This window comes from Bacteroides sp. 14(A) (assembly GCF_000526555.1).
Classification (GTDB): domain Bacteria; phylum Bacteroidota; class Bacteroidia; order Bacteroidales; family Bacteroidaceae; genus Bacteroides; species Bacteroides cellulosilyticus.
The window spans coordinates 1,600,777-1,620,248 of sequence record NZ_JAGH01000001.1 but is presented as its reverse complement, the minus strand read 5'-3'; the positions used below and the strand labels follow the sequence as shown (position 1 = coordinate 1,620,248).

Genomic DNA, 19,472 nt, shown 5'->3' with positions numbered 1-19,472 from the left:
CTTAATCCACTCAAATACAAACAGAAATAAATGATAATAATCCTAAAACTGCAATTTATACTCATAACATCATTCTACCTTTAATGCAATCTTTTGTTTCGGAAGCCCCTTAGATTCTACTGTAAGTACTACTTTTCCCTGCTTCATATACTGGCTACGCAAAATGACTAATGCCAAACCGTTATAAGCATCTCTTTCTGATAACTGGAATGGTAATAGGCTGGTTGCGTCTCCATTATCTGTAGCTATAATCTCAGCAGGCCCTGTTACAGAAAACTTCAAATGATTCTTAGAACGAGGAACAACACGACCTTGAGAGTCCACAACAGCTACACGGATAAATGATAAATCAGTACCATCATTTTTAAGCTCTGTTTTCTCTGCTGTCACTTGTAAAGCGGCTGGTTTTCCAGTAGTTTCTACAAGTTCTTCCGCCCATTTCTGACCGTTCTTATAAGCTATGGCTCTCAAACTTCCCGGCTCGTAACGCACATCATCCCAGGTCAAACGGTCATACGAATGAGCTTTCTCTCTACGCCCCAGTGACTTACCATTCAAAAACAGTTCAACAGCATCTCCCGAAGTATAAATATGAACGGGAGTTATTTCACCAATCCGCTCTTGCCAGTTCCAATGAGGCAATATATGCACAGTAGGCACATCAGGACGCCAATAACTCTTATAGTTGTAATAACGATCCTTCGGAAAACCACATAAATCGACAATACCAAAATAAGAACTGCGGGAAGGTGTCTTAATTTTGCCTAACTCTTCCAATTCCTTTCGAGCCTTTTCTAATTCATTCGGATCACTGAAGTTTAACAAATTGGTCAGGTCTTTATTATAAGGAGTAGGTTCGCCCAAGTAATCGAATCCGGTCCACACAAACTCACCACTCATAAACGGATATTCTTCATTCATTTTAAATTGAACCTCAGGAGCACATCCCCATCCTATAGTTGTCATATCATACGATGAAAGCTGGAAGCCGGAACGGCTATCGTTAACGTCAGTAGTTACAGGGAAGAAATATTCCCCACGAGAACTCGTTGCAGAGGAAGTTTCACTGGCATGATAACGGCGAGTAGGATTCTGCTCTTTAAAAACCGGGTAAGTTTTATGGAAATAGTTCAGACCAAATATATCCACCTGATTCACAATATCACGGAAAACAGCATCCCGCTTATTACACCCTAAAGAAGTAGGCCGTGTAGGATCTTCATCGTGACAGTAAGCTGTCAGATTACGAGCTATTATGACTCCCTGATCAGTCGTCTGATCAGGCATTTCATTACCTATACTCCACATAATTACAGAAGGATGATTACGATAATGACGTACCAACGAGCGCATATCTGCTTCACTCCAATCATCAAAAAGAAGATTATAATCATTCTTGCGTTTCCCTTTTTGCCAAGTATCTGCTAATTCAAGCTGCATCATCAGTCCCATACGGTCACAGAGAGCAACCAACTCCGGTGCCGGTGGGTTATGTGAAGTACGAATGGCATTTGCACCCATCTCTTTCATGATACGCAACTGCCTTTCGGCAGCCACTTCATTAAAAGCAGCGCCCAAAGCGCCCAAATCATGATGCATACACACACCTTTAATAGCTACCTTTTGTCCATTCAGCATGAAACCTTGGTCATGGGTAAATTCAATTGTACGAATTCCAAAAGGAGTTTCATAACTATCCATTTCTTTTCCATCCATGAATACCCGGCTGACCGCTACATAGCAATTCGGAGTATCAATATCCCACAACTTCGGTTTATCTACTTTAAATTGAAAGCGGGCACTCGACCAGCTATCTTTTTTAATCGCAATATCCTTAGTCATACTTTGAGTCACCTCTTCCCCCACAGGACGTCCATCTTTCCCTTGCAGATATACACTTGTCTGCAACTTTACCTGAACATCTTTTCCAGCATGATTCTCAATATTCACTCCCATTTCCATAACAGCAATTTCAGAATCAACCTGCTGGTTTCGTACAAAAGTTCCCCATTGTTCCACGTGAACAGGAGACGTTTTCACTAACCATACATTCCGATAAATACCACTACCCGGATACCAACGTGAAGTATCGTCCGGATTATCCAATCGAATAGCCAACACATTCTTTTGTCCGGCCTTTATATAAGGTGTCAGATCAAGACGAAAAGAAGCATAGCCATAAGGCCATCCACCCACATATTGCCCGTTACACCACACGGAAGCGTATGACATCGCCCCATCAATATCAAGATAAATTTGTTTCCCGGCATCATCCTGCGATAACTCCAGTGTTTTACGATACCAGCGTATCCCCCAATAAGGTAACTTTCCAGTCGAACCGTTATAGTCAATATTGAAAGGCCCTTCAATAGCCCAATCATGGGGTAAATTCAGATATCGCCATTCACTATCATCAAAATCAGATTTTACATAGGCTATATTTTCTCCCGGATTGCCTTCCGGTCTCTGATACCTCTTCCCAAATATAATAAAGTCATTGGCACAAGGTAATAAATAAGGCTTTAGTCTAGAGTAATGTAATGCAGCACCTACCCCATCCGGATCATCTATCTGATAACGCCAGTCACGATTAATGTTTATGCGCTCACGCACCATTGAGGTATTTGCACAAACAGCATCTCGCCCCACAATGAGTACAAAACTCAATAAAATAAGAAATCTGTTTTTCATACTATTCTGTTAAATTGTTAGCACTACAAAAGTAAGGAATAGAAAGATAGACGATTATCAATATTATCTATGTTTCTGTTAATACTGTCTCAAATATCTTTTAATATGGACCTTATTTATCAACTTTGTATGCAAATAGCATGTTGCTAAATACAGTTTCAATTCATAGTTAATAACCAACAAATTTAAAAAGCCATGTACAAATATTCTAAGGATGGAGTTTCCGTACTCACAGTATTAGATAAAAGAAAACAAAAGATGAATGGATTATTTCCCATAAAAGTACAAGTTATCCACAACAGAAAACAGAAATATTACTCCACCGGGCAAGAAGTTTCTATTAGAGACTGGGAAGTATTACCACATACCAAAAATCGTCACTTATCTGAAGTACGGCGTAACATCGAAAATAGTTTTTCTTTAATCAGGCAGCAAGTCGAATTTCTATCTTTTCAAGGTGAATTTCATTTTGACATCTTAAATGCACGCTTAGGTAGATATTCTGATTTTTCAGTGAATGCTTTATTTCATAAGAAGTTAGAGGAGTTAAAGGAAAATGGACAAGCCAATACTTATCTGTCTTATAAAGGTTCATTAAACAAAATAGAACAGTTTGCAGGAAAGCACATTTCTTTTCATGAAATTACCATCAACTGGTTAAACCGTTTTGAACATCACTTATCCGCGTTAGGAATCAGCTACTCCAGCATGGGATTTTATTTCAGAAATCTCAAATGTATTCTCAATATAGCACGTAAAGATGGTATCATCAAAGAAAGTCAGTATCCTTTTGGAAAAGGAAAGTATGAAGTACCCACTGGATGTGGACGCAAATTGGCATTAAACCTGAAAGAAATAAAGAAAATTATTACTTATAATGATGGAACCCAAAAGACTGAAATTTATCGTGATCTGTGGTTCTTCTCTTATTTATGTAATGGCATTAATTTTCGTGATTTATTATACTTACAGTACTCCAATATCATCAATGGAGAAATCTGCTTCATACGTGCAAAAACAGCCAGAAACACCAAACACAGTAAGATTATCCATGCAGTCATCACGCCCGAGATGCAAAAGATAATAGAGAAATGGGGGAATCCACCTAAGTCACCTGAAACTTATATTTTTCCTTTCGCTACCGGAAAAGAAAATCCGTTTGAAAGAGTAAAACTGGTAAGGGATGTTGTCACTGAATGTAATCAGATACTTTATAAAATTTCCCATAAGACAGGCATTCCACGCGTCACGACCTATTCAGCGCGTCATTCATTTGCAACAGTATTAAAGCGCAGTGGTGTCAACATTTCCTACATATCTGAAAGCCTTGGGCATTCCAATTTAGCTATTACCGAAAACTATCTCGCAAGTTTTGAAGCTGAAGAAAGGAAAAAAAATTCAATACTCTTAACAAGGTTCGATCTATAAAACAAATATGTATATGTAAATAGCATGTTCCGTAGTGACGGACAAAAGCCATTTCCATTTCTTTCTTTTCACAAAATCAAAAAGAATAACTGCTTTTCGTAGACAGAGTTGAAAATGATGTATTGATATTATGTAAAAACAATCTATTATGAACAACTCAAAAAGAATTCTAGGTGAAATCCCTTGTTAATTTAAGTCTAATTAAAAAAAAGTAGTTTAATGAAAAAGAAAGAACACAAGTCCAAATCGCTATTCTGGCGATTATCATTAGTTCTATCAGCATTGATTTTGAGTACTAATATGATGGCTCAATCTATAACCCAGACTGGTGTTATTGTTGATCAGAATAATGAACCGATGATTGGTGTAACAGTACAAGTAAAAGGTGCAACGACTGGTGGCATCACGGATTTGGATGGTAACTTCTCCATCAAATGTAATAAAGGTGCCACATTAGTATTCTCTTTTATGGGATACAAAACTGTAGAACATAAAGCGAGTGGTCAGAGAATGAGAATAGAAATGGTTGAAGATGCTCAAGCATTAGATGAAGTTGTTATTGTTGGCTTTGGTTCAATGAACAAAAAGCATATTACAGGCTCAATGACTTCAGTAGATTCTAAAATTCTGGAAGAGAAAAACTCAGTGAATGTCTTTGATGCATTACAAGGTGCAGCTCCCGGTATGCAAATCGTTTCAAATTCTGGAGCCCCCGGATCTTCGTCATTTGTATCTATTCGTGGTGCTTCCACTTTTAGTGACGAAGGCGTATCTCCATTGTATGTTGTAGACGGAGTAGTGGTAGATAATATCGACGATATCTCTGCGAATGATATCAAGCAGATTGATGTTATGAAAGATGCAGCTTCTTCCGCAATCTATGGTGCCCGTTCTGCCAATGGTGTAATATTGATTACAACTAAATCTGGTGAATCTGGTAAACCACGTGTTGATGTACGCTATCAACATTCCTTTTATACAGTTGCACGTAAATTACCCCAGGTTAATGCTTTCGAAAGTCGTTTGAGTATGGCTGCGTCTGATTTAGATAATCCATCTAAGACTTTGGAAAAATTCTCTGCACGTACTGACTCTGTTGGTATGAAATACAGTACAAATTATTATTATCAAGATCTATTATTCCGTACAGGTGGACGTGACGATGCCAGCGTACAGATTAGTGGTGGTTCTAAAGGTTTCAAGTACCGTGCATCTTTAAATTATATTGGTGAAAAAGGCGTTATATTGGAATCTGGAAACGATAAATATACGGCTAACATTAATGTTGATTATGAACCGTGGAAAAACATCAAGTTTACAACCCGTGTTCGTTTAAGCTATAATAAAGTTAACAATATTAAAGAATCAGTTTTGCAGGATGCTATGCGTCGTGATCCAGATATGATTATTTGGTATCCGGACGGTGAATTAATTCCTTATTATTCTTCCGGTGGACGTCGTAATCCTATTGCAGAATTAAAGCAAAAATTAGATGAGCGTTCAACTTATAGAGGTAACTTCTATCAAGGTGTAACTTGGACATTTACTCCTTGGTTAAGATTAGATGCTGACATTTCAGCAGATTATACATCTTATAGAAACTTAACATTCTCATCCAAGTATCTGGAAGGAAGTGATAACGGAAAAAACACGGGTGCAGATAGAAGTCAGCAGACTTGGAAATATGCAGGTGAAGCGTATTTGAACTTTAATAAAACAATTGCTAAAGACCATTCTTTAAATGCTATGGTTGGTAGTAGTTTTGAAGTAAGTAATCAATTAGAATACAATATAGCTGGTTCTTTCTTCTTATCTGAAGATATTCATTACATGAATCTTGCTACAGTAAAGGATGTAAAGAACATCTATACGAGTGGTTGGGATGAAGCTATGGTTGGCGTTTTCGGACGTGTTGTGTACAGTTGGAAAAGTCGTTACACCATAACTGGCAATCTTCGTTTTGATGGTTCTTCACGTTTTGGTAAAAATAATCGTTGGGGATCTTTCCCATCAGTTTCTGCTGCATGGCGTATTTCGGATGAGCCATTTATGCGTTGGTCAAATAATGTTCTTACAGATGCAAAAGTTCGTGCCAGTTATGGTATTACCGGTAACGATAAGATTGGTCGTTATGAATCGCAAACAGTTTATACCGCAGGTTCTCAGTACTATAACTCAGTAGGAGGCATAGTCCCCGCATCCAAGTATGGTAACCCCAATTTAAAATGGGAACAGACTAAACAGACCAATATAGGTTTAGATTTGAGCTTTTTAAATGGACGTATCATGTTTGTAGCTGATTATTATATAAAGAAAACAAGTGATCTACTTTCCGATTATAATCTTCCAAGTACTACCGGTTATGATAAAATGCGTGTAAACTTGGCAAGTATTGAGAATAAAGGTGTTGAATTATCTCTCACTACCACTCCGGTCAGAACACGTGATTTTAGTTGGAGTACAACAGTTAACTGGTGGAAAAATGATAATAAAATCTTGGATTTAGCTCGTGAAGATTATATCAGTAGTGCTTGGTTGATTGCAGCAGGAAAGCCTGCAGGTTTATTCTATGGTTACAAGAATCTGGGCGTATATGAGTATGATGCGAGCAATGCATGGACTCAAGACTATAAAACTCGTTTAACTCCTGTCTTTAAACGTGATGGTGATGGTAATGTCGTTATCGGTCTGAATGGTCAACCGACATTAGAAAAATATTTAAATTCTGATGGCAGTGAATATACTGGTAAAGTCGCTCAAATGACGGTGAATGGTGTGATAGCTGGCGGTGGTGATGTCATATGGTATAATAAGCCTAACGAAAATGGTGAATTGGATAATGTAATTAACTCTAATGACCAGACAGAATTAGGTAAAGCTACCCCGGATTGGTTTGGTTCTTGGGGAAATACTCTTACTTACAAAGATTTCTCTCTTTCATTTAATTTCTATGTTAGTTGGGGTGGTCAAGTTTGGAATGACTTGAAACGTTACTATTGCTCATGGGGAGGTAATACTCATAAACAGACTCCTGAATATATTATGCAAGGATGGAAATATCCAGGTGAGATTACGGGTTGGTATGCACTGAATTCCAAACAACGTAAAACCAATAATCATTCAATGAGTTTGAGTGATCAATTCCTGGAAGATGCAACTTTTATTCGTTTACAATCTGTTCGTTTAAGTTATAATGTAAATCAAAGATTCTTGAATAAGACTCCGCTTCGTTCTGTACAAGCATATATTTATGGTAATAACTTATTGACTTGGACAAACTATACCGGTTATGATCCAGAATTGAGTGGCGGTGTTTTGACACCTGGTAAGGACAGTTCCAAGTATCCTCGTAAGCGTGAATTTGGTATCGGATTTAATGTTGGATTTTAATTAAAAGGATAAAAAATGAAGAAATATATTATTTTAGCTTTAACAAGCCTTTTAGCTTTAACAAGTTGTGAAAGCTTTTTGGATCGGTCGCCTCTATCAGACTTGTCTCCATCAAGTTATTTCAAAGACAAAGCTGAAATGAAAAACTGGAATGCGGGTATCTATGATGCATTTCAAAGTGCTCTTTCGAAGAGACAAGTACTTTTCGGTGATGTTCGTTCTGATAATGTGACAGGTACGACTTATGAAGATTCAAAGATTTATATGAATGCTTTGATGCCTAACATTTCAGATGCCAGTTGGGAACCTTTCTATACTTGTATCTCCAGATGTAATATTGGTATTCAGAAATATCCAACTATTCATAATATCCTGGAGTCGGAATATGCTCCATACATTGCACAATGCTACGCAATGCGTGCTTATCTGTACTTTTGGGGCACCAGAACTTGGGGGAAAATGCCAATTATTACAGAGCCATGGGATGGTTCCTTAAATTCTATATCTATTCCTCGTTCTTCTTTGGAGGAAGTAAAAGAACTAATTTTATCAGATATAGAGAAAGCCATTGGATATTTTAATATGATAGTAAATGAGACAAGTGACAAATACTATTTAAGTAAAGATGCTATGTATGCTTTATTAACAGAAGTGCACATGTGGTATAATGAATACCAAGAGGCTTTGATTGCTTCCGATCATTTTATCAATCATAAGACTTTGGTATTATCAAATGGGGAGGTTGAATGGAAAAAAATATTCACTAATCCTTCTGATTCAAAAGAAGTAATCTTTGCTATGGCATGGAATTATGAAACAGATGGTGCTCTCGGAGGTTGGCCTCAACTTTTAGGTGCAAGTAATACCAATAATGGTTATAGAATGTCACAACCTATTTTTGATGAATTCATTGATCGACTACGTTCTGGCGAAGGTTATGATGCCCGTTTCTGGAATACAATTGACACAGTCAAAATATACTATAAGGCTTCTCGTGTACCTTTAACTTACGCTAGTTATACAGCTGGCGTAGAAAGTGTAAACAAATGCATCAAATATAGTGATATTGATCTTGCACGTGAATATGACTCAGCCAACCAGGTATATAAATCATACTTTGCGGTCAAAAACACAACAGATAGCGAATTTGCATTGGTAATGATGCGTATGGCAAATATCATGTTGCTTCGCGCAGAAGCTCTGAACAAATTAAACAGAGGAGATGAAGCATTAAGCATCGTCAACGATATTCGTAGTCGTGTAGGGTATTTAAAAGACGCCAAGTTAGAAGTTTCAAGTGTCAATAATACGAATGAAGTAGAAAATCTTATTTTACAGGAAAGACAATTGGAGCTTTTTGGAGAAGGTCATCGCTGGTTTGATTTGATGCGTACAGGACATTTAATAGAGGTGATGGATCCTATATATTCAGCACGTCAAGAGGCTGCTAATGTTACAGTGACTGGTTTTGGTCATGAAGGTACTAAATATTGGCCTATTTACTACAGTGAGTTTGAGTCTAATAAAGCACTTATTGGCGATCAAAATGCACCCTATACAGAACGTTAATTATGAACTATTAAAATGAAGCGAATAATGAAACTAAAATACTATAAAATAACATTAGTCTTATTGGCACTTCCTTTCTTATTCACTAGTTGTGAATTGTTGGGACTGGATTATCAAGATTCATATGATTATGATTATGATGCGGGTATGCCAAGTAATAAAATAGATATGTCTGCTTTTGAATTTATTCAATCTCGTACAGATATATTCTCTTTATTAGGAGAGGCCATTCTATATGCAGGAGTTGAAAATGAATTTAAACGTAGTGGTGTAACATACTTATTGCCGACAAATACCGCTTTTAATTCGGAGACAAGTACTGATTTGAGCTATTTTCAAACTCATCAATTAACCTATATCGATGATGAGACCGGTGAGCCGGTATCTTATGCACCCATAAGTATGACTGCTTATCCGAAAGAACAAGTAAAAGAGTTTTTACTTTACCATATTGTGCAAGGTAAATACACCTTTACTAATCTTCCGGCAGAATCTACTTGGTTTGAAACAATAGCTTCAGCCGATACAGCTAAAGTAAACATGTATTTATTGAAAGACCGTGATCCTAACATTGCATTTAATAACTTTAATGGTCATTATAAGTCTTCAATTAAGCCACGCACTTCCAACTTATACAACTCTGACGGATCATATATGCATGTATTGGATAGTTGGTTGGACCGTCCTACTAAAGAACAATTGAATATGAAATAACCTAAAAAGATTACGATTATGAAATATATTTATCGATTTTTCCTTATCCTACTTTGCGCTTTCTCCTTTGCAAACTGCGGTGATGATGATTTTATAGAAATAGACTCATTGAGTGCAGATGGAGATGAGTTCTATTGTAACCAGAAAGTGAAAGTATGGATGTGTGTACGCTCTAGTGACTTATGGCATACCAACTATGAGTGGGATTGTGATGCAGGTACATTAACTCAGCCTCAAGGTTTAAATGAAATGACATGGAAAGCACCAAGTATTCCAGGTACTTATACGATTACTTGTCGTGCAAGTATCGGTGGTGAAACTCAAGTGCGCTCTCATAAAATGTATGTTTCCAGTTACTACTTTGATAAATTTGAGAAAACTCCTCATTCATTGTCTCTACAAAGTAATACTACCGGTACATTAAAGAAAGAAGCTGATGGTAACCAGTACCTACAAACCAAAGTTAATTCTGCAGCAGAAGTGAATCGGTATGTGCGTCGTGCTTTTGGTGATAATACATTATATACTCCATTTAGCACTCGCATGAAGCTCGGTTTTGAATCTAATGTTCCTAATCTGCAAGAAATAAAAGTTGGAACTAAAACAGGCAAACCCATGTTGGAATACCGTTGGAATTTGCGTTCTGACGCTTCTAATAATGGTGCTTATATTAATCAGATTCGTTTATTGTGGTATCCGGGAAAACTGAAAAGTGGAGAGGTTTACCCTGCCGTACCTAATGATGACGTAACAGTTGAAGGAACTTCCGATTATAATGTACAGTTAATAGTACAATATACATCTGCAGAAGGTAAGAAAACTACGTATAACGAATATCATAACCTGAATACGATGAATACATTTACAGCTAAGCTTTATCAGACAGTTTCTATGTCTGTAGACGAAAGTGAGGCACTCATTGTCCATGTAGCAGGTCAGGAAGTCTTGAAAAGTACCATTTTAAGTAATGCCCGTAATATAAATGCTTGTGAAGGCCGTATGTCCATTAATAACTGGGAACTTTATCTTCCTAATGGTAATGGTGGAAAAGATATTCCGGTATTATATATTGATGATGCTTATGCTTCAAACACCGGTATTTTAGAATAATATTCATTAATCAAAAAGTATCTTAGGAGTCATTATACCCCTAAGATACTTTTTTAATTCTTACGATTATGAAAAAACGATTATTTCTCGCATTGTGTACATCTCTGTTTATACTAACTGCCGTAGGGCAGGATTTTAGAGGAGTTATTGTTAATGCTAAACAACGACCTCTGAAAGGAATGAAGGTTTGGAAGAAAAATACTACAGAGAGTGTGAAGACTGACGAAATGGGAGTATTCTCCTTTTCCGGTTTAAAACCTACAGATACATTGGTTGTGTCTATATCAAAAAAGGAGGAAGCTGTTATTCCAATTGGTAAAATGTCACAAGCTTCTCTTAAAATAGAAAAGAAATTCTTTATATTATTTGATGGTCAAAAAGACGAAAAAAGGGAATATACCAAAATACTTCGTGCCAGTTATAATTCCAACGTACTGACTCGTGAGCAAATTCAGAAGCTATCAGCTAATAATATTTATGATTTATTCAAAGGTGGAGCTATTCCGGGAGTAACTGTAAACGGAGATAAAATAACAATCAGAGGTGGAAGTTCATTCGATTTGGATAACGAACCTTTATTTGTCGTAGACGGAACTTTGTATGAAAGTAGCAGTGAAGTTGATGGAGTAGTCTCAATCAATGATATTGATAAAGTGGAAATTCAGAAAGATGGTGCAGCTTATGGCATGAAAGGAGCTAATGGTGTCATTGTTATCACTACAATTAAAAAATAGAATAATACATATCCACTATGAGGAACAGCCGAATACGTTATCTCCTAACTATATGGGTGATACTTTTTGTTAGCATATTTACATGCAATGCCCAGCAAATTGATACTGTTTATATGAATAAAATTGCTAGTTCATTTAAGCAAATTACCAATCTGCCGCAAGAAAAAGTATATCTGCATACAGATAAACCATATTATTTTGTAGGAGATACTATTTGGTTAAAAGTATATTTGGTGAATGCCATTACTCATTTTTCAGGAAATGGAAGTCAGTATGTATATGTAGAACTTATAAATCGCAAAGATAAAGTCTTGCAACGTATCAAAATTCAGCAAGATAAAGATCTCTTTGCAAGTTATCTCACCTTACCTAAAACTTTGGAGGCGGGTGATTATTATCTTCGTGCATATACTCATTGGATGCTGAATGAAGATTCTTCTTTTTACTTTTCTAAGAATCTAAAAATATTAGCTTCTCAATCATCTTTTATGTATCCTGAAATTCGATATGAGCAGAAGGGTAAAAAGCGTACGGCAATTATTACATTCAAAAGGCCTGACAATGGCGTCTATGCAGGCAATTATGTACATTATATGGTTCGTACTAAAACACATGAAAACAAATTTCGGCAGCAACAAACTAATAAAAATGGAGAAATACAGATAGACATCCCGGAAAAAGAAGAGATAGAACAATATATCTATGTTGTACTGGAAGACAAACAATTAAAATATAAGCATACATTCTACGTTCCTGATGCTTTTGATTATCAAGTTGATTTCTTTCCGGAAGGAGGTAACCTGATAGGAGGTTGTACTCAAAAAATAGGTATAAAAGCTATAGATATAAATGGAAATTCAGTAGAGATAGCAGGTGACATTTTAAATAGTAGTGGTGATACCATAACTCATTTTAAGAGTGTCTATGCCGGTATGGGTAGTTTTATGCTACCAGTTTCAATGGGTGAAAAATATAAGGCAATTGTTAGTACAACAGAAGGTATAAAAAAAGAATTCTCATTACCAGAACCAGAAGCGAATAGGCTTGCTTTATCTATTACTGAACGTAATGGAGTTATACACTATACAATATTACATACTCCTCAGAAAAAGCTTTCAGAGAATTTGTATTTAGTAGCTCATATTCGTGGATTTCTTCTATTTATACAACCAATCGAAAAAGAACAAGGAGCTATCAATTTACAATCCGTTCCGGAAGGCATACTAACTCTTACACTATTGGATGGAAACTATCTTCCGCATAGTGAACGTCTTGCTTTCGTTCGCCGGGAAAATAATTCAGTTTGGAAACTGACTCCTGATAAATCATCTTATGATTCACGTTCTCCGGTTTCTCTCGACATTCATTTATCTGATCTGTCAGGACAACCCATAAAAGGCAATTTTTCATTAAGTGTTACTGATAATTATGCAATTGGATGTGATTCGATAGGAGATAATATTCTTTCTAATCTACTGTTAACATCTGATTTAAAAGGATATATTGAAACGCCTGGGTATTATTTTAAAAATAATACCCAGCGACTAAAAGCTTGCCTGGATAATTTAATGCTGACACAGGGCTGGAGCCGATTTAATGTGGAAGATCTTTTAAAAGAACAGCAGACGAATCCGCAATATTTTATGGAAGTCGGACAATTTGTTTCCGGTAAGGTATTGGATATCCGCAACAAGCCACTTGCAGGAAAACATGTGAATGTGTTTGTCAATAAGCGCCCTTATCCTTCAATATATACAGATAGTAATGGAGTATTTCTTGTTGATAAGTTAAGTTATGCAGACACAGCCAGAGTGGAAGCACAAGTAATAGAGAAAGGAAAAATATTTCGTGCCAATGTTCAAATAGACCGGGATTATTTTCCAGAAGCGACTAATGCCCACCCTTATATAAATACAAAATATCAGCACCAAAATGAATATATCGAGGAGATGCAATCGCCCTTTGTAAAAGAAGATGGTGTTTTAATGTTACGGCTTCCGGAAGTCGTAATCAATGCCAGAACTCTGGTGAAAGATCGTTTTTCTTCTTATAAAATGGACGATGAAGAAATGTTATCTCAACAAGATGCACGCACAGCACTTGATCTGGTAAAGAAAGTTCCAGGATTTCGAATTATCGATAATCGACCCTATATTAATCCTAAATACTCTCAACGTCCAGAGCATTTAATGTCTAATGATGTAAATAACCGAAATGCATTACGTCCGAAAGAAAAAATAGATTACGGCCGTACCGCACGCTTTATGTTAGATAACAGGGCTGTTGGCTTTAATGTGCTTTCTCTTATCGATGCAGCAGATATTATTGGTGTTCATAAAATAGATCCGGAAGTTGATGCAGCTGTCAATATCACTCAAAATCTGAAATATTTGGAGGCAGCATATAATGAGGCATTTGAAAGCGGTGCTACTTTAGAAGAATTGGAAGAACTGGAAGTTGACAAGCAGCTTCAAAAAATGAAAGATGGATCTCAAAATATTTCCGGAGGATGTATTGTATTAACCTCTCGTACCGGTAATTTAGCAATTCCCAGTAATTCTCAGGGAGACACCGCTTTCCTGCTTGGCTTCAATCGGTATAAATCTTTTTATAGTCCTAAATATACAACTGATATTGAACGCCAATCTTCTGTACCAGATAACCGTACTACTATTTATTGGCAACCAAAACTTTTAACTGATGAAAATGGTAATGCCAATGTTCATTTTTATACTGCTGATCGGCCAAGTTATTATACTGTAGTTATTGAAGGGATAACAGATAAGGGGGTTCCTTGTCGGTATGAATATTTATTAAAAAGATAATGTCACATCTTATAAATGATAAAACTATGAAACATATTAATTTATTTCTGATGTTGTGCGTACTTTGTATTGTTGTATACGGAATAAGTGCTTGTTCCAAAGAAGAGAATCATAAGCCAGATACGGATCAGTCTATTCCAACTCCAGAGCCAGACCCTACTCCAGAGCCCGAACCTGACAATTACACATTGCAAGGAACTATGCAGGCTGCAGAACAATTAGTTGGGAAAAATTATTCTGAGATTCATAAGTATATGCGCTCTTACGGCTGGGATTATTCTGAACACCCCAATTCATCTGACAAAGATCACAATGACGGTATACATTGTGAGGTTGTATACGACAAAATCATACAACAATATGTTTTTAAATTTATCATTCATGCCAATGCAGAGATACTTGATGGTGATCGCGGAAAATTGGAAGACCGTCAACGTAATGAAATGAAAACACAAACAACTGCTGCTTGGTATAAATTGAATGGAAACTGGGACGAATGGCAACGCTTGGAATGGAAATTCCGTATTCCGAAAGATTTTAGACCTTCTACGAGTTTCTGTCACATTCACCAACTAAAAGCGCAGGAAGGAAACAATGGCTCTCCACTGATAACGATTACTCCCCGCTGCAATAGCAATGGTAGTAATCGACGAATACAAGTTATTCATACAGGTGATAAAAGTGCCACTAATAAAGGTACAATAATAGACAATTTACCTCTATCAGACTTTGAGGATGAATGGATACAAGTAGAGACAGAAATGCATTATACCCATAATGGTTCATTTAGCATTAAGATGACACGTATCAGTGATGGAAAAATCCTAGTTAATAAATCGTTCTCTGATATAGACATGTGGAGAAAAGGTGCTATTAGTATTCGTAATAAATATGGTATTTATCGGAGCTTTGGCAGAAATATGGATGGTGTGGATGATCGCCCAACAAACGGAATAAAGGATGAAACTCTACAACTGGCTGATTTTAAAGTCTACGAAAAAAATACGAACCCTAATCCGGAGAGTCACGATTAAAATGTAAGAAATAACATAGAGAGTTCTACTCCGACCCTAAATAAGGTAAGATGAAAAAGTTGTTTATTACAATGATCTGTATCTTTATTCTTCCTTCTTTGTTTTTCAAGGATGGAGGCGAAATACTAGCTTTTCCAACTCAGGAGAAAGCCTATCTCCATCTTTCTACTTGATTGGCGATACCATTTGGCTGAAAGGTTATCTTGTAGATGCACAAACGCATAAAGAAAGTGATGCACAAAGTCGCTTTTTATATATCGAACTCATAAACCGGAAGAATAAGGTAATTCAGCGTAAAAAAATAAAAGAAGAAAACGGGCATTTCTCTAATTTCATTCCTTTAGAGAAAGATATTGAAGAGGCCGATTATCAGATTCGCGCTAACACCAATTTCATGAGAAATCAAGGAGAGGAGTTCTTCTTTACCAAACAGATTCCCGTATATGCCAATACCTCTTCGTTACTTACTGCGAACATCGAATATGATTCGGATGAAACCGATGGGAAATATGTCGTTATCACCCTGTTGCGTAAAGACGGCACTCTCTATGCAGGTTCTCGTGTCGAGTACATGATTCGCACGAAAGAGTATATGAATCGCTTTCGCCGTGTGAGAACAAATGCCGATGGACAAATACGCTTTAAGCTGCCCGACCGGGAGAAAGGCGTGGAACCTTATGTCTACCTTTCTCTATACGAGAAAGAATATGTACACCGCAAGCGCATCTTCCTGCCGCAGGATTATGAATATACAGTTGGCTTCTATCCGGAAGGAGGGCATTTACTGGCAGGAGTACAACAGCAGGTTGCCTTTAAAGCAGAAACTTCGACCGGGGAAATAATAAATGTAGAGGGATATGTATTAAATCAACGAAAAGATACATTGGTCACACTCAATAGCGAGTATGCCGGCATAGGCTCCTTTACGGTTCAAGCCGATGAAGCAGATACACTGTGTGCTTTTGTGAAAGATAATCTTGGGCATGAGCGGAGTTTTACTCTACCTAAAGCTTCCACCACCCATATTTCTCTCGCCATACATCAGGATCCCACTTCTGTACACTACTGTATACTCACTCCTTTGGATAGAGAACTGAATGAGGACTTCGGTTTATTGGTGCATACACGTGGCAAGATCCTCTTGAATCGTGTCGTATCTCGCGAACAATTATCCGACAGTATCCCTCTCGACTCGTTTCCCGAAGGAATTGCCCACTTCACACTATTCAACCGTGATACGACAGTGGTGAGCGAACGTCTTGTCTTTGTCAGGAAGCCTGACGCTGTGTTTCAGTTAGCGGTTTCTGGTACTCCGGCCGACAGTCGCCAACCTGTAAAAATGGGGTTACGCATTTTGGATAATCAACATAGGCCGGTTCAGGGAAATTTCTCTTTGAGTATAACCGACGATTTCGCCGTGAATATGGATGCTACAACCAACCATGTGGTCAGTGAGCTATTGCTGAATTCTGATTTAAAAGGTAATGTCTTTTCTCCCGCTTACTATTTTTCTTCTTGTACTCCGACCATCGAAAAGCATTTGAACCAACTTATGCTGACACACGGCTGGCGTAGATATGATGTGAGTACAAATTTGAGAGAAGCGAAATATAAATATGAAGTTGAGAAAACTCAGCAAATCTGCGGATATGTTGAAAGTCATTTTGATAAGAAAAGATTGTCTCATTTTGCACTGCTTGTGAGTACTTCTCAAAAAGCTTTCAAACAAATTGTTGTTTCCAATGAGAAAGGAGAGTTTTCTTTTACCCATAATTTTCAGCAGGTCAAGGATCGTTTGACAGAGTTCCTGATTAACGGTGCTGGGAAGAAACCCAAATGGCGATATGGCATTTACATGAATGAAACGGAATATCCTAGTACTCACCACTTACACTGGCAAAAAGAAGAAATACCTTTGAAAAGTAGAGCTTTCATTAAAAGTGTGCGCGAAGATTATACTCTTGTAAATGGAGAAAAAATATACCGACTGCCGGAAGTGGAGGTCACCGCTTTGCAATTACCGGATGGGTGGGTCTCATATAAGGTGGTTGAACCGGAGAAGATAGAACAGATAAATGAAAAGACGGCTTTGGATTTATTGAAGAGAACTCCTAACATTATGGTTCATTCCGGAGTTAGAAATAGTGTTAACCAAATGTTTGTATTAGTTCCAAACAGAAACTTCAACGAAAAAAGTTCTTACAGCAAAATATCTGGTTCTAATGGCGAAAGTCCGATATCAGGTTACTGGGAACGCTTCTGGAAAAGAGTACCCGTAATAGTTGATGGATATGAACTAAAGAATCTACAAGATCTGGAAAATCTGCGTGCCGAGGATGTGAAGTCTATAAATTTTGTACGAGATAAGGCAATGTATATTGCAAACAGCGAGGATCATTATACTTGGGAAAATTATGAAGAAACAGAGGCTGTAACAATAGCCAATGCACCGAGAACTGGTGATGCACTACCTCTGATCGTTCAGCCCCAGAAAGTATATATAAGTACTTATCTCTCTAAAGGAATTATCGGTTCTTCTATTCCGAGCATTGCCCGCATAGGTTATTTATCCTATGCCGAGAATGCAGAATTTTATGCTCCCCAATACCCTACCGAAGAAAATCGTAAGATTATCGACTCTGATAAACGTAGCACCATTCACTGGGAACCCAATATCCGTCTGAATGAGAAAGGCGAAACAGGACTAAGTTTTTATACAGCAGATCGCCCTTCTACGTATACGATAGTGATAGAAGGTATAACAGATGATGGGAAAGTCTGTCGGTATGTAAAGCAAATAAAATGAGAAGAAATAAACGATATTGAGGTTATGTTAAAAAAACAAAATGCACCCCAAAAGTTAGACATAAAACTTTTGGGGTGCAGTTCAAACTATTCTCTAAGAGCACACTAAGGATAAAATAGGTAGCATAGTTTTATTGAACTGGAAAATCAGCACTGGTCAGAGATGCCCAAGGCATAAACGATTGGTTAACTGTTCCTTCCGGACGACTTTTTTGAATCATTTTATAGGTATAAGGCATATCCATTCCTTTGCGGTCATGATAATGATGGTAAGCTCGTTCCCAGGCAGGACATATCTTTTCGCGTTGTTTGGGTGAGATCTCAGGTCCATAGACTGGTTTTCCAAACCAAGTGATATACTGTATATGAGGAACGTCTTCACCCGACATGTATTTAGCTGTATATTCAAATCCTTTATAGAGACGATTATCGAATGCCCCATATAAGTCTATTTTTTGGTTCCATGCTATCTCTGCGGCACAAGCAAGGAAAGCAAGCCCCATCTGTACATGCTGCTGATCACGTCCACTCTCTTGACATTGTCCGTTTTCATAAAAATAGTTCTTTATAGAGCCGTTACTATCACCGTCTGTCAACTGTTTGCATGCTTTGTCAAAAATATCTCGTCGATCAAGGAAGATGCCGATACACATTATGGTTTGTCCGTTGGCAGCATCCCAATTGCCATTGTAACGAGGTGTCCAGTCTGTTATCACAGGATACCAAATATTGATTACCATATCTTCAAATGCTTTACGATCTTTGTCACTCCAACCTTTGTAGGTATATTTGATGATCTCGGCAGCATTGAGGTATTTGATGCCTGCTGTACCCACTTTCAGTTGGCGGTTGTGATTGACGACAGATTCAAGGGTATTTGCCCAAGCATTAAAAATTTCAATAGCTTTTTCCGCATAAGCTTTGTCGCCTTCCACATACCATTGCAAAGCCATGGTGTAGGCGGCGGCTCCATCACGTACAAACTCTTTCCCGCCATTATCAGGCTGATTATACGGGCCGTTATCCACAACTTTAAATGGAGTTGGTTTATAGTGGAGTGAGGAAATTTCTGAAGCCTTGAGCTGATCCCATGCTTCCTTCCAAGGCTCTTCACCTGCAAGGATTTTTGCTTTCATAAACTCGAGGTCAAGGGTCATATGTAACATGCCAGG

Annotated in this window: 12 protein-coding genes; 10 read left to right on the top strand and 2 right to left on the bottom strand. The window is 37.5% G+C overall.

Annotation, left to right across the window (positions count from 1 at the left end):
• Positions 1–69 precede the first annotated feature (69 nt).
• Positions 70–2,691 carry a beta-galactosidase GalB gene (gene galB / locus K429_RS0105975; protein ID WP_025726333.1) on the bottom strand — a complete coding sequence of 874 codons (2,622 nt, stop codon included), beginning with the start codon at positions 2,689–2,691 and terminating at the stop codon, positions 70–72.
• A gap of 195 nt (positions 2,692–2,886) precedes the next feature.
• Between galB and K429_RS0105970 the strand changes: the two genes are divergently transcribed.
• The 10 genes from K429_RS0105970 to K429_RS28480 all read left to right on the top strand — a co-directional run bounded on the left by K429_RS0105970 (position 2,887) and on the right by K429_RS28480 (position 18,301).
• Positions 2,887–4,119: a site-specific integrase gene (locus K429_RS0105970; RefSeq protein ID WP_007214628.1), complete on the top strand. Its 1,233-nt coding sequence runs from the start codon at positions 2,887–2,889 to the stop codon at positions 4,117–4,119.
• Positions 4,120–4,338: 219 nt separating this feature from the next.
• A complete protein-coding gene (locus K429_RS0105965; RefSeq protein WP_007217520.1) occupies positions 4,339–7,509 on the top strand; it encodes a TonB-dependent receptor in 3,171 nt (1,056 codons plus the stop codon).
• 15 nt (positions 7,510–7,524) lie between these two features.
• Complete coding sequence (locus K429_RS0105960) at positions 7,525–9,078, top strand: RagB/SusD family nutrient uptake outer membrane protein (RefSeq protein WP_025726332.1); 1,554 nt, start codon at positions 7,525–7,527, stop codon at positions 9,076–9,078.
• A 27-nt stretch (positions 9,079–9,105) separates the two neighbouring features.
• Positions 9,106–9,792, top strand: coding sequence for a fasciclin domain-containing protein (locus K429_RS0105955; protein WP_007217518.1), 687 nt, complete (start codon positions 9,106–9,108; stop codon positions 9,790–9,792).
• Between the two features lie 18 nt (positions 9,793–9,810).
• Positions 9,811–10,902 carry a hypothetical protein gene (locus K429_RS0105950; RefSeq protein ID WP_007217517.1) on the top strand — a complete coding sequence of 364 codons (1,092 nt, stop codon included), beginning with the start codon at positions 9,811–9,813 and terminating at the stop codon, positions 10,900–10,902.
• Positions 10,903–10,970: 68 nt separating this feature from the next.
• On the top strand, positions 10,971–11,636 hold the full coding sequence (locus tag K429_RS0105945; protein ID WP_007217516.1) for a TonB-dependent receptor plug domain-containing protein: 666 nt from the start codon (positions 10,971–10,973) through the stop codon (positions 11,634–11,636).
• Positions 11,637–11,749: 113 nt separating this feature from the next.
• Positions 11,750–14,461 carry a hypothetical protein gene (locus tag K429_RS0105940; protein ID WP_231501816.1) on the top strand — a complete coding sequence of 904 codons (2,712 nt, stop codon included), beginning with the start codon at positions 11,750–11,752 and terminating at the stop codon, positions 14,459–14,461.
• Between the two features lie 26 nt (positions 14,462–14,487).
• Positions 14,488–15,495: a hypothetical protein gene (locus tag K429_RS0105935; RefSeq protein WP_007217514.1), complete on the top strand. Its 1,008-nt coding sequence runs from the start codon at positions 14,488–14,490 to the stop codon at positions 15,493–15,495.
• A 50-nt stretch (positions 15,496–15,545) separates the two neighbouring features.
• On the top strand, positions 15,546–15,668 hold the full coding sequence (locus K429_RS31145) for a hypothetical protein (RefSeq protein ID WP_255347613.1): 123 nt from the start codon (positions 15,546–15,548) through the stop codon (positions 15,666–15,668).
• The gene (locus tag K429_RS28480) at positions 15,665–18,301 is read left to right on the top strand and encodes a hypothetical protein (protein ID WP_231501815.1); all 2,637 of its coding nucleotides are present in this window, start codon (positions 15,665–15,667) and stop codon (positions 18,299–18,301) included. Before K429_RS31145 ends, K429_RS28480 begins: the two co-directional genes overlap by 4 nt.
• 130 nt (positions 18,302–18,431) lie before the next feature.
• On the opposite strand, the gene K429_RS0105925 is transcribed toward K429_RS28480, so the two are convergent.
• A complete protein-coding gene (locus K429_RS0105925) occupies positions 18,432–19,436 on the bottom strand; it encodes an alginate lyase family protein (protein ID WP_231501814.1) in 1,005 nt (334 codons plus the stop codon).
• Between the last annotated feature and the right edge of the window lie 36 nt (positions 19,437–19,472).